We start from the raw sequence: 13,324 nt of genomic DNA on the forward strand, positions 1-13,324 counted from the left end.
TATACTTTCGATTTATAGAGGAGAAGGTGTTTTATATGTTGCCAACGATCTTCCAGGATGCGATTCCTCTTTTAAAAAGAATCGAACAAGCAGGATTTCAAGCTTATTTCGTAGGAGGGTCTGTAAGGGATTACCTGCTAGGGAGACCAATAAATGATGTTGATATAGCAACTTCAGCTTATCCTGGCGAAATAAAGGACATTTTCCCCAGAACAGCCGATATCGGTATCGAGCACGGCACCGTACTGGTTATCGAGGAGACTGGTGAATATGAAATCACCACCTTCAGGACAGAATCAGGATATGGCGATTACCGGCGGCCTGATAAAGTGGAATTCATTCGTTCGTTGGAAGATGATCTCAGGAGAAGGGATTTCACCATGAACAGCTTGGCAATGGATGCAGAAGGTGTCATTTATGATCCATTTGAAGGACAGGCAGATATCAAACATAAGATCATTAGAACAGTAGGGAAACCATCCGATCGTTTTTCCGAGGATGCATTAAGAATGCTGAGAGGGATCCGGTTTGTCAGTCAGCTGGGATTTGAGCTTGAACCTTCGACTTTAATGTCACTGAAATCGCATTCAAGTCTGCTTTCTCATATAGCAGTTGAACGGAAAGCGATGGAATTCGAAAAAATGATAGGTGGAGATTTCAGGGAGAAAGCCATGCAGCTGCTTCTGCATTCCACATTATTCAAGCAGCTCCCAGGGCTTGCCGAGCAGAAGGAAGCGATCCAGGAAATCGCCGGCCTTCCTATGTTGAAGCGGTTAAATACCGATCAAACCTGGCTCCTATTATTAACATATATAAATGACAGTCCTGCAGAATTCTTAAGATTGTGGAAACTGCCTTCAAAGATGATCAAAGAGCGAACGAAAGAAAAGCAGATATTATCGTTCCGAACAAAAGGCGGCTGGAGTAAGGAACTACTCTACTACTCAGGTTTGCAAAGAGTGTGTAATGTTGAAAAAGTATATGAATGCATTCATTCTATTTCATCTTCGGCAATTGACGAATTAACTAAGGATTATAAGGCTTTACCTATTAAGAACCGGCAGGAATTAACGGTGACAGGCAATGACCTTATGAAGTGGACAGGACGCAAGGGAGGGCCATGGGTCAAAGTAACTCTCGAGTATGTGGAGAAGGCCATTTTAAATGGAGAGATAATAAACGATCAAGAAACGATAAGGAGGTGGCTTGAAAAATGCAGTCGATCAGAAAAAAACTGATTCAGGCTTTTTCAGAATCCAAAGGTGAATTTTTATCAGGGCAGGCGCTGGCGGATATTGCAGGGTGTTCACGAACAGCAATTTGGAAGCATATCGAGGAGCTCCGCAAAGAAGGCTTTGTATTGGAGGCTGTTCGGAAGAAAGGTTATCGAATCGTCAATACACCTGACATCGTCACCGAAAATAAAATCCGCCTGGGCTTGCAAACTTCAACATTGGGACAAGTTATCCATTATGAAGAATCTGTACCAAGCACTCAAAAAATCGCCCACGACTTAGCAGGAAATGGAGCAGTTGAAGGCACCCTGGTCATTGCAGACGAACAGACTGCAGGAAGAGGCAGGCTGATGAGAGAATGGCATTCTTCATTAGGGAATGGGGTTTGGATGAGTCTAATATTAAAACCGCATTTGCCGCCGCAGAAAGCACCGCAATTCACTTTGATCACTGCAGTAGCGGTCGTCCAGGCAATCGAGGAAGTCACTGAGCTCCAACCTCAAATAAAGTGGCCGAATGACATCCTGATTAACGGAAAGAAAGTTACCGGGATTCTGACTGAATTGCAGGCGGAATCAGACAAGATCAATTCCATCATAATTGGGATAGGGATGAATGTGAATCATTCGATTGAACATTTTCCGGATGACATTCAATCCATTGCTACCTCCCTTGCGATTGAACAGGGAGCGCAGCTGTCGAGGGCGGAAGTTGTACAAACCATATTGGAAAGAATGGAATCACTGTATACTCTCTATATGAAAGAAGGATTCACCCCTATTAAACTTCTGTGGGAAAGCTATGCTGTTTCAATCGGAAAGAGAATACGGGCACGGACGATAAATGGTACAATAGAGGGTACAGCGCTGGGAATTACAGCTGATGGGGTCTTGAAGATAGAGGATCAAGAGGGAATCGTACATCAAATCTATTCTGCAGATATCGAAGTGAATATTTAGGTATTGTAAGCGAGATGTGAAATAAAGATATTCTTTATTCCATCTCGTTTTTTTGTGTTATAATTTTGAGTGGGCAGTATCGTATGAACTGCACCCCTTTAGTAACAAATCAGATGAATACCAAATAATCTGCCTTGATCCATAATGGACTGGGACAGAGGGTCGAAACAATCATATTCAGACACTTAGGATCCTTCTGTCAATTTTTCAGAAGGTTTTTTTATTAGGCGTCAGTGATCTATTAACTACCAGCCTTTTACCTAAATGTAAGTGCTTACATTTTGTTTCGTCACCTCTGACTGCAAAGAAGGAGGAAACCATGAAACAGACAACTGATTTTTCAAAGATGAAAAAAGAAAATGAAAAGCTGACGATGCTGACGGCATATGATTATCCTAGTGCGAAGTTAGCGGAAGAAGCCGGAATCGATCTCATATTGGTCGGTGATTCGCTGGGTATGGTAGTTCTCGGTTACGATTCAACTGTTCCTGTGACGGTAGAAGATATGATTCATCATACGAAAGCAGTCAAAAGAGGCGCACCCCATACTTTTATCGTCACCGACATGCCTTTTATGACCTATCACCTTTCCCGTGAAGAAACATTAAAAACGGCCGCAAGAATCATGCAGGAAAGCGGTGCAAATGCAGTTAAAGTAGAAGGAGCCGGAATCGTGATCGAGGGTATCCATTCGATGACGAACGCAGGTATTCCTGTGATGGCTCATCTGGGATTGACCCCGCAATCCGTAGGCGTTTTAGGAGGTTACAAAGTACAGGGGAAGACTGCCCTATCAGCGCAAACTCTGCTTGACGATGCGATAAAATGTGAAAAAGCGGGAGCATTCTCAATCGTGCTGGAATGTGTGCCTAAACAACTGGCTAAAGAGGTGGCGGAAGCGGTCAGCATCCCTGTAATCGGAATCGGAGCCGGCAATGAAACCGACGGTCAGGTGCTCGTCTTCCATGACCTTGTCACATACGGAGTCGGCAGAGTGCCGAAGTTTGTCAAACAATACAGCAACATCTCTGAAACCATCACTTCCAGCATAGGGAACTATATTGAAGAGGTAAAAAGAGGAAGCTTTCCAGAAGATAAGCACTCATTTACTATGCGTGAAGAGGAATTACAAATGCTTTATGGAGGAAGTAAAAAGTGAAAATCATAACGAAGCTGAAAACACTCCATGAAGAGATACATCATCATAAACAATCAGGTGACTCAATAGGATTTGTCCCTACGATGGGATATCTGCATGAAGGGCATCTTTCTTTGATAAAGGAAGCACGGACACATAATGATATCGTCGTTATGAGCATTTTTGTGAACCCGTTGCAGTTCGGACCGGATGAAGATTTCGATCGTTACCCAAGAGACCTGGAACGTGACAGGAAACTGGCAGAAAATGCTGAAGTCGACATCTTATTTATGCCGGATGCTGAAGAAATGTATCAGGGACCGTTATCGGTTGTGTTGAATGTAAAGGAAAGGGTACATGTACTCTGTGGAAAAAAACGGGAGGGACACTTTGACGGTGTCGTTACTGTATTGACTAAGCTATTTCATTTAGTGCAGCCTGAAAGAGCTTATTTCGGGATGAAGGATGCACAGCAAATAGCAGTAGTGGAAGGGCTCGTAGAAGATTATTTCTTTCCGGTGGAAATTGTGAGAGTGCCTACTGTAAGGGAAGAAGACGGTCTGGCAAAAAGCTCTCGAAATGTTTACTTATCCGAAAAAGAAAGAATTGAAGCGCCTGCTCTTTATAAGAGTCTGAAAGATGCGAAGAAAAAGATAGAGTCAGGGGATTTGAACGGGGATTCTATCATTTCAGAAGTCACAGACTTCATTCACAGGGAAACTTCAGGGAGGGTTGAGTATGTGGAAATTTATTCTTTTCCAGAGTTGACCCCTTTAGCAGACCTAAAAGGTGAAATTATATTAGCCATTGCCGTCCAATTCCAAAAAGCAAGGTTAATCGATAATATAATCATTTCATTGGACATAAAGGAGAATCAGCATGTATAGAACAATGATGAATGGTAAAATTCACAGAGCCCGTGTCACAGAGGCAAATCTGGATTATGTAGGCAGTATTACAATAGACCAGGATATCCTTGACCGGGTGGATATGATGGCAAACGAAAAAGTACAGATTGTAAATAATAACAATGGAGCAAGACTCGAAACTTACATCATACCGGGTGAAAGAGGGAGCGGTGTGATCTGTCTTAATGGAGCCGCAGCAAGGCTCGTGCAAAAAGGAGATGTCGTCATTATCATCTCATATAAACTGGTGGCCGAGGAAATGCTCAGCAGGCATATACCAAAAGTGGCAATCATGAATGAACACAATCAAATCGTGGAAATGCTCGGAACCGAGCCGGAAGCGACTATCTATTAATGACTAGTGGACGAACGACTCTTTGAGGGTCGTTCTTTTTTATGTTCTTTTCGTAAATTTTTTTCTTCGATCAAATGTGAATACAGAGAGTGGATTCAGCGGAAGGGAAGGACCTGTGTTGACTCTTGGCATTGACATTTTATTATAAAATAGCCGTTTTATTAGTAGATTATTTTTGTTTTTAACTTGTTCTAGCAGTTGATTGGAGTGCAAGACGAAGACTCCTGCGGGAGAAGCGTGTTAGGTGAGACCCCGCAGGAGCATCTGCGACGAGGAGGCTCACCAACCGCCCGCGGAAAGCGAAGTCTTGCACGGAAATCAACTGCGGTGTTTAACATAGCCTATCATTATTTGGTGTGACGGATCGACTGGACTAGAAGCATTAATGCGAGTAATGAGATTATGAGCCTTCTAATTTAAATTATGGTACACTTATTTAGAAATAATTTTGTATAAGCGAATCAGATGGATAGATAAAGGCAGTGAGAATAATGTTACCATTTAAAATAATAGTTGTGGACTTGGAAACAACAGGGAATTCTCCTAGAAAAGGAGAAAAAATCATTCAAATTTCAGCAGTCATTATAGAAAATGGAGAAATTATCGATCAATTCACCTCATTTGTGTCTCCGGGAAAGCCCATTCCTCCTTTCATTGAAGAATTAACGGGGATCAATGATGAGATGGTCAAGGATGCTCCTGAGTTCCATGAGATCGCTCCTAAAATACTTGAAATATTGGATAATGGTGTGTTTGTTGCTCACAATGTAACGTTCGACCTTTCTTTCTTACAGGCGGAACTTGAAGAAGCAGGCTATAACCCATTTAACGGTCCGGCTTTCGATACAGTCGAATTAGCAAAAATTGCGATGCCTTCTGCAGATAGCTTTAAGCTGACGGAGCTTTCTAATACGCTGTCGTTGAGTCATGTCAGACCCCACCAGGCTGATAGTGATGCCTATGTTACTGCGGAGCTTCTGCTTCATTTCATTAATAAGCTTAGAGTTCTGCCGCTCGTTACTCTGGAGAAACTTCAAATCCTCTCTGGACATCTGAAAAGTGACTTATCTTTACTTTTTGATGAGATTGTTTCACAAAAACAAAGGCATGTTGAAGATCTTTCCTTTGATCTGGAAGTATACAGAGGGATTGCACTGCGTAAGAAAACGGATGACGCCCCATTACCATCCATAGGTGATGAGATTGAATTAGACATTTCAAAAAACTTGGAATTGCACATTTCCACATATGAAAAAAGAGATGCACAAATTCAGATGATGGATGAAGTTCTGGAATCATTTCTGACGGGCAGCCACCTTGTGATAGAAGCGGGTACAGGTGTTGGGAAATCACTCGGGTACTTATGGCCGTCGCTGCAATTTGCTAAACAGCACAAGGAACGAGTAGTGATAAGCACTTTTACTACCCAGCTTCAGGAACAATTATTGCAAAAGGAAATCAAGCTGCTTGAAAATATCTGTCCGGTCCCTTTTCAGACAGTATTATTAAAAGGGAAAAATCACTACATAAACCTATTTAAGTTTGAGCAGTCCCTGCGTGAGGCAGAATCTCAATATGATGTCGTATTGACGAAAATGCAAATCTTAGTATGGTTAACAAGAACTGAAACTGGTGACGTGGATGAACTGAATCTTACGTCAGGCGGCCAATTGTTTTGGAACCGTCTGCGCCACGATGGCTGGCACCTGCCTCACAGTAAGGATCCGTGGGTGTCTAAGGATTTCTACCTGCATGCCAGAAAACGTGCACAATCCGCGGATATCATCATAACAAACCATTCGATGCTGCTTTCAGATATCATCAATAAAGGAAATTTAATCCCTGCCTTCGACTATTTAGTGATAGATGAAGCTCATCACTTGGAAAAATCCGCAAGGCAGCACCTAGGAATCGTACTCGATTATCTCTCAATTAAGTTCACTGCTTCCCAATTGGGGACTCTTGATCAAAAACAGCTTTACAACCGTTTGTATGGGCTCATGAATCGTTATGGAGTCGAGGGAAATCTCCATTCATTTGAACTTGATACTCATGTGCAGCAATTTTACATCGACCTGGAAGAGGCGATGAATGTCCTTACAAATGCATTTTTTAAAAATGCCAAAAAAAGGACGGGTGCACAGAAAATACAACTCAGAATATCCGAAGAGATGAGAAAAAGCAGAAGCTGGCAGCCTGTTCAGATGGCAATGGAACGAGTCATATCAGGAATGAAATTAATCGATAAGGAATTTCAAGCGATCCTGGATACGATTAAATCGAAGAAACTAAAACTGGAAGACAGTGAGAAAGCGCTTGTCGAAGAATTCTACAGTTTTTTAGTTGAATGGAATGAACTAAATGAGCAGTTCCGGGCAGTGTTTCTTAAGGAGATGAACGATTTTGTCCTGTGGCTGGATGGTGATACCCGGTCATTGCCAAATAGTCTGGTCATTCAGGCACAGCCAGTCGCTGTCGCACAAAATCTTAAAGAAGAACTGTTCGCAAAGAAGAAGGGCGTCGTCCTTACGTCAGCAACGTTGACTGTCAGTGATTCATTCAATTACTTCTTGAACGAAGTCGGCTTAGCCAGGGACGAGATAAAAGAGCTTCAACTTTCTTCACCTTTTGATTATGATCAGTCAGCTACTTTATTCATCCCGAATGATGTACCGGAGATAGGGCATGTTTCGAATGAGGAGTATATAGAAGCAATAAGTTCTCATCTGATCGGAGTGGCTCAGGCGACTAAAGGAAGAATGCTGATTTTGTTCACTTCATATGATATGCTGCGAAAAACCTATGAATTGATGAAAGAAAGCGGACTGCTTGAAGATTATGTTCTGATGGCACAAGGAATCACCTCGGGCAGCAGGACGCGATTGACGAAAAACTTTCAACGATTTGATAAAGCCATCCTTTTTGGCACAAGCAGTTTCTGGGAAGGCGTGGATATACCAGGTGAAGACTTGTCGTGCCTAGCGTTAGTCAGATTACCTTTTTCCCCGCCTGACGAACCGGTGACTCAGGCTAAATCTGAAATTCTCAAAGCGCAGGGCAAGAATCCTTTTTCTAGTCATTCATTACCGGAAGCGATTATCCGCTTCAAACAAGGTGTCGGGAGATTGATCAGAAGAAGCAGTGACCGAGGCATTGTGATTGTATACGACAGACGGATTAAAACAACTCGCTACGGCAATGCTTTCATACAATCCATTCCGTCCATGAACGTAAAAGAAGGAGACCTCTTCGATTTGATCGAGTGGATAGAAGATTGGTTGTAAGAAAATCTATGGGACGAACCAGGCTATGCGTATGAATGATGCCGGTTCGTCTTTTTTACGTCTATCTCTATGAGTTAGTAATTATAAATATAAGATGGCAAAGAAGTATTTTAAGGTTTTTGTATAAAGGTGTGTGGTGAATCATAAATTTGGTCAAAAAAGCTGTGATATATATTGAATTAAAGAGAAAATAACAATTAATTCTTTAAATTGGGGATGTTTTGTAAAAAATTAGAGGCTAAAGCAGATGGAAGGGCCTTCTTAAATGAGAAGCAGCAGCTCTGAAGGGATAATTGCGTCAGATTCCCCCATAAATGAGCCACTTTTTTAATAATTGCGCCGGAGTCCAAATAATTGCTCCACTTTCCTGATAATTAAGCCACTATCCTAATTATTGCGCCTCTTGTCGAATTTCCTCTACATCTATGGAGTGTATTGGCCAATTCTCCTTCACCTCAACTTCCCAAGAAAAGCTCCCTCATCCCAACAGACGAAGTAGTCAACTTTTACTCTCTGAGTCAGCAAAAACCACTTCCTCAGTTCTGGTTATTTTTCATTCTTTAACACAAGATAAAGGATAGATGAAAACTGGAGGCAAGGAATATGAGAGTGGTAATCTGGGCTATACTGTTGTTTATTTTAGTTATTCCGGTTAGTTACGGGGTGAAGGTACCCGATCTGGATCTTAATTTATCACAAAATGAATATGCCATCAGCTTTCTGCCTCTTAAGAGAGGAGAAGTGGCAGTTCTTCATTTGCCCTCTGGTGAGAACTTTCTCATCAACACTGGACCTCTTTCCCAAATTGAAGAGTTGTTCTATTATTTAAATCAAATAAATATCAAAGAAATCAGAGCAATCATCCTCACGGAGGAAGCTGAAATATATACAGATACACTTACTGAACTTATGAAGAAATATTCGACAGACCATCTCATATCCGGCGATTCATTTACCGGCATGCTTGTAAAGAATAAAGAAGCAAAAGTAGAGAGGCTGAAAGAAGGAGACACCTATCCTTTATCCTCAGAACTTGCAATGGAAGTCATTCATGAAGGAAATGAAAAGCAGGAGGGATTGGATTTTTCTCTTACATTTTTCCAGCATCGTTTTCTTTGGCTGAGCTCACAATCCAAGCATGCAGAAGATGTATTCCTGACTAAGCCTTTAAAAAATGTGAACATTGTGAAAATCCCCCTGCATTCAAGGACAGAGTGTATTTCAGATCCCTTAATCAAACATATCGATCCTCAGACGGCACTCCTTTACCGGTCTAAAGAGAAATTATTAAATGGAGACTTGCTTGAAGCGATAAATGAAGCGTGGATCGACCTTTACTTAACTGGCCAGCATGGATTGATATCGATAAAATTCAACAAAAATAACTATGAAGTACTTACATTCGAACAAGACGACGGTGCTTTTAATGAACAACCGGAATAATGAAAGCTTCATTTGTTCTCCTCTCTTGAAAGTTTGTGCAGATGAATTTATCACGTGTTAGTGATTAACAGTTCCGTTACATCATGCCTTTATGAAATGAGAAACAATGATAAAGTTTTTTAAGTTTCTGTCTACCATATCCGAGGGGAATGTTGTTATAATGTGTGTAGTGTTTCTTGAAGGACAGCGGTGAATGATGTCGCGTATTATAAAGAAACTGCGTGCATCATGGAAAACAGTCAGAAGTTGGAGGAGGAAGCTGAATTGGAGAGCAAAATTGAAATTCTTTCCACTGTTCGAATTTCTTATACAGATGATTTGTACAAAATAGTGGATGCCTTAAATAGAACATTAAAAAAAGATGATTACATGTTTGGTTTAGCCCTTGATCCCGAGGATCAAAGTCAGGCTGTACTGACCATTTATCGTACATAAAGAGGATCATTATGAAAAAGTGGATTACAATTATTATAGTGGCAGCTGTCATTGTGATGGGTACAGCTTCTGTTCTTCTCTATCAAACTGCAAGAGGGCCGGTGAAAGAAGAATTTGATCAGGCGTCCAAACGTGTGATGGATGAGACCCCTATGAAAGAAATAGAGAACACAACCATGTACCACGGAGCCAAAGCTTATACAGTGATTACCGGCAAGGACGATAACAATGAAAAGGTAGTTGCCTTCGTGCCTGAGAAAAAAGAAGGTATAATCGTCAAAAAATGGGCAGATGGTATTTCGAAAGAGCAGGCAATTAATAAACTAAAAGATGAAAAGCAGCCCGATAAAATATTATCAGTGAGATTAGGGCATGAATCAGTAGGTCCTGTTTGGGAAATCACCTACTTGGATAAACAAAGAAATTTAAATTATTTTTATCTTCTTTTCTCCAACGGGGAATGGTGGAAGAAAATCGAAAACCTATAAGTTATTAGGAGGAACCCATCGATGAATTTATCTTTATCTAAAAGAGTGAGTGCATTAACACCTTCTACAACCTTGGCAATCACAGCAAAAGCAAAGGAAATGAAAGCACAGGGGATCGATGTGATCGCTTTGGGAGCAGGAGAACCGGACTTTAATACCCCGCAGCATATTATCCAGGCGGCATATGATTCACTTGTGGAAGGACACACAAAATATACACCTTCAGGCGGTACTGCCCAGCTGAAAGATGCTGTCATCAATAAATTTAAGCAAGATCAAAACCTTGCTTATAGCCCTTCAGAAATCATCGTGACCAGCGGAGCAAAGCATGCTCTTTATACCCTGTTTCAAGTGCTATTGGATGAAGGCGATGAAGTGATCATTCCTACCCCGTACTGGGTAAGCTACCCAGAACAGGTAAAACTTGCAGGCGGCAATCCTGTCATCGTGGAGGGGAAACAAGAGAATTCATATAAAATCACACCGGAACAATTGGCCGACTGCATTACGGAGAAAACAAAAGCTGTCATCATCAACTCCCCGAGCAATCCGACGGGAATGATTTATTCTTCTGATGAGCTAAAGGCGATCGGTCAAGTGTGTTTGGAAAATAATATCTTGATCGTTTCCGATGAAATCTATGAAAAGCTTGTTTATGATGGGAATAGTCACACTTCGATTGCTGAACTTTCTGAAGAACTTAAGAAACAGACAATCATCATTAACGGAGTATCGAAGTCCCATTCGATGACAGGATGGAGAATCGGCTACGCGGCAGGTAACGAAACGATCATCAAAGCGATGACGAACCTGGCAAGCCATTCCACATCAAACCCTACAACCACCTCCCAATACGGTGCAGTAGCCGCGTACATGGGGGATCAGCAACCGGTGGAAGACATGAGGAAATCATTTGAGGAGCGCTTGAATATTGTCTTTGAAAAATTAAACAATATCCCAGGCTTTGATTGCATTAGACCTCAAGGAGCATTTTACCTGTTCCCGAATGTAAAAGAAGCGGCTCGTCTGACAGGTTATGAAAATGTTGACATATTTGTTCAAGCACTATTAGAAGATGCAAAAGTTGCCGTGATTCCGGGATCAGGATTTGGTTCAGAAGATAATATCCGCTTGTCCTATGCGACAAGTCTTGATTCAATGGAGCAGGCAATAGAAAGAATACATGAATTCGTTGTGAAGAAAAGTCAATAACACAGCTGGGGGCAGGCCGTATCTCACGTTCTGCCCTTTCTTAGGGTATTGTCCAGCTCCAGCGGCTAGCCCCTCGAGGTCATAAGCTAAATGGTCCAAGAAGGCAAAGAACGCCTTCCCGGCCCATTCATCTTATGCTTGTCGGGGCTGAACGAGCCGCCTCCGCTTTTCTATCTATTGCGACAATGACACTCGAAATGTATAATATAGTACGATACATATAGCGTCTTAGTTTTTTTGGAGGGAAAAAATCGTGAAAACAACAATTTCTCAAGTTAGTAAGTTTGTTGGTGAAGAGGTTACGATCGGTGCCTGGCTTGCCAACAAGCGTTCAAGTGGTAAAATTGCATTTCTTCAGCTCCGTGATGGAACAGGATTCATTCAGGGAGTTGTAGTCAAGAGTGAAGTCGAAGAAGAAATTTTTCAAAAAGCAAAATCGCTGACACAGGAAACCTCTTTATATGTGACAGGTGTCGTCTCAGAAGATTCACGTTCACCTTTTGGATATGAACTACAAGTGAAATCAGTGGAAGTCATACATGAAGCAGTTGATTATCCAATCACTCCTAAGGAGCACGGTACTGAATTTCTTATGGACCACCGTCATTTATGGCTCCGTTCCCGTAAACAGCATGCGGTCATGAAGATTCGTAATGAAATCATTCGAGCTACTTATGAATTCTTCAACCAAGAGGGATTCGTTAAAGTCGATCCGCCAATCCTTACTGGCAGTGCACCTGAAGGAACGACAGAATTGTTTGCAACAAAGTATTTTGACGAAGATGCATATCTTTCTCAAAGTGGACAACTATATATGGAAGCTGCAGCGATGGCTCTTGGTAAAGTATTTTCATTCGGACCTACGTTCCGAGCAGAAAAATCCAAAACACGCCGCCACCTGATCGAGTTTTGGATGATTGAACCCGAGATGGCTTTTTATGAATTCAAGGAGAATTTAGAGGTTCAGGAACAGTACGTTTCTTATATCGTCCAATCAGTTCTTGAAAACTGTAAGCTTGAATTGGATCGTTTGGGAAGAGATACTTCTAAATTGGAACAAATCAAAGCGCCATTCCCAAGAATCACATACGATGATGCGGTTAAGTTACTACACGAAAAAGGCTTCGATGATATCGAATGGGGAGATGACTTCGGGGCTCCACATGAGACAGCGATAGCTGAAACATATGATAAACCTGTATTCATCACTCATTACCCAACGTCTTTGAAGCCATTCTATATGCAGCCTGATCCGGTTCGCGATGACGTAGTGCTTTGTGCCGACCTGATCGCTCCTGAAGGCTACGGTGAAATTATCGGGGGTTCTGAGCGTATCCACGATGCAGAACTCATGAAAAAGCGTATCGAAGAACATGAATTGGCATCTGATGCGTATAAGTGGTATCTGGAACTAAGAGAATACGGTTCTGTCCCTCACTCAGGTTTTGGACTTGGTCTGGAAAGAACAGTTGCATGGATCAGCGGAGTGGAACACGTAAGAGAAACAATCCCATTCCCACGCCTGCTAAATCGTCTATACCCATAATGTCTTAACAAGAAAGCTGACTTTATTTGCAGAAATGCATCGAAAAGTCAGCTTTTTATTTCCTGTAATTTTCATTTTAGGGGTTAGAAACAATGTTTTTGTCATGAACTGTCTCTAGCGGTTGATTGGAGTGGAAGACGAAGACTCCTGCGGGAAAAGCGAGACAGGTGAGACCTCGCAGGCGAAGCCGAGGAGGCTCACCGGCCGCCCGCGGAAAGCGAAGTCTTCCACGGAAATCAACTGCGGTATTCAATGTTCCATGATAATAAGTGTTAAATAATTCTTCTGAACACATCCATATCGACATAGATAATAAGCATG

At 41.8% G+C, this 13,324-nt stretch carries 11 protein-coding genes; all 11 read left to right on the top strand.

The window, feature by feature from the left end:
• Positions 1-35: 35 nt before the first annotated feature.
• The 11 genes from AAEO50_RS10225 (at position 36) to asnS (ending at position 13,003) form a co-directional block, all read left to right on the top strand.
• Complete coding sequence (locus AAEO50_RS10225) at positions 36-1,238, top strand: CCA tRNA nucleotidyltransferase (protein ID WP_341983165.1); 1,203 nt, start codon at positions 36-38, stop codon at positions 1,236-1,238.
• Positions 1,214-2,194: a biotin--[acetyl-CoA-carboxylase] ligase gene (locus AAEO50_RS10230; protein WP_341983167.1), complete on the top strand. Its 981-nt coding sequence runs from the start codon at positions 1,214-1,216 to the stop codon at positions 2,192-2,194. The genes AAEO50_RS10225 and AAEO50_RS10230 overlap by 25 nt, the downstream gene beginning before the upstream one ends.
• A gap of 319 nt (positions 2,195-2,513) precedes the next feature.
• Entirely contained in the window at positions 2,514-3,353 is an 840-nt protein-coding gene (gene panB / locus AAEO50_RS10235) for a 3-methyl-2-oxobutanoate hydroxymethyltransferase (protein WP_341983169.1), read from the top strand.
• Positions 3,350-4,219, top strand: coding sequence for a pantoate--beta-alanine ligase (panC, locus tag AAEO50_RS10240; RefSeq protein WP_341983171.1), 870 nt, complete (start codon positions 3,350-3,352; stop codon positions 4,217-4,219). Before panB ends, panC begins: the two co-directional genes overlap by 4 nt.
• Positions 4,212-4,595, top strand: coding sequence for an aspartate 1-decarboxylase (gene panD / locus AAEO50_RS10245; protein ID WP_341983173.1), 384 nt, complete (start codon positions 4,212-4,214; stop codon positions 4,593-4,595). The genes panC and panD overlap by 8 nt, the downstream gene beginning before the upstream one ends.
• 491 nt (positions 4,596-5,086) lie before the next feature.
• Positions 5,087-7,879 carry an ATP-dependent DNA helicase DinG gene (gene dinG / locus AAEO50_RS10250; RefSeq protein ID WP_341983175.1) on the top strand — a complete coding sequence of 931 codons (2,793 nt, stop codon included), beginning with the start codon at positions 5,087-5,089 and terminating at the stop codon, positions 7,877-7,879.
• A gap of 603 nt (positions 7,880-8,482) precedes the next feature.
• A complete protein-coding gene (locus AAEO50_RS10255; protein WP_341983177.1) occupies positions 8,483-9,322 on the top strand; it encodes a hypothetical protein in 840 nt (279 codons plus the stop codon).
• Between the two features lie 264 nt (positions 9,323-9,586).
• Complete coding sequence (locus AAEO50_RS10260) at positions 9,587-9,757, top strand: YpmA family protein (RefSeq protein ID WP_341983288.1); 171 nt, start codon at positions 9,587-9,589, stop codon at positions 9,755-9,757.
• Between the two features lie 11 nt (positions 9,758-9,768).
• Entirely contained in the window at positions 9,769-10,245 is a 477-nt protein-coding gene (locus tag AAEO50_RS10265; RefSeq protein ID WP_341983179.1) for a DUF5590 domain-containing protein, read from the top strand.
• 21 nt (positions 10,246-10,266) lie between these two features.
• A complete protein-coding gene (locus AAEO50_RS10270; RefSeq protein WP_341983181.1) occupies positions 10,267-11,457 on the top strand; it encodes a pyridoxal phosphate-dependent aminotransferase in 1,191 nt (396 codons plus the stop codon).
• Positions 11,458-11,710: 253 nt separating this feature from the next.
• The gene (gene asnS, locus AAEO50_RS10275) at positions 11,711-13,003 is read left to right on the top strand and encodes an asparagine--tRNA ligase (protein ID WP_341983183.1); all 1,293 of its coding nucleotides are present in this window, start codon (positions 11,711-11,713) and stop codon (positions 13,001-13,003) included.
• Positions 13,004-13,324: the final 321 nt, after the last annotated feature.

The organism is Rossellomorea oryzaecorticis, assembly GCF_038405515.1.
Classification (GTDB): domain Bacteria; phylum Bacillota; class Bacilli; order Bacillales; family Bacillaceae_B; genus Rossellomorea; species Rossellomorea oryzaecorticis_A.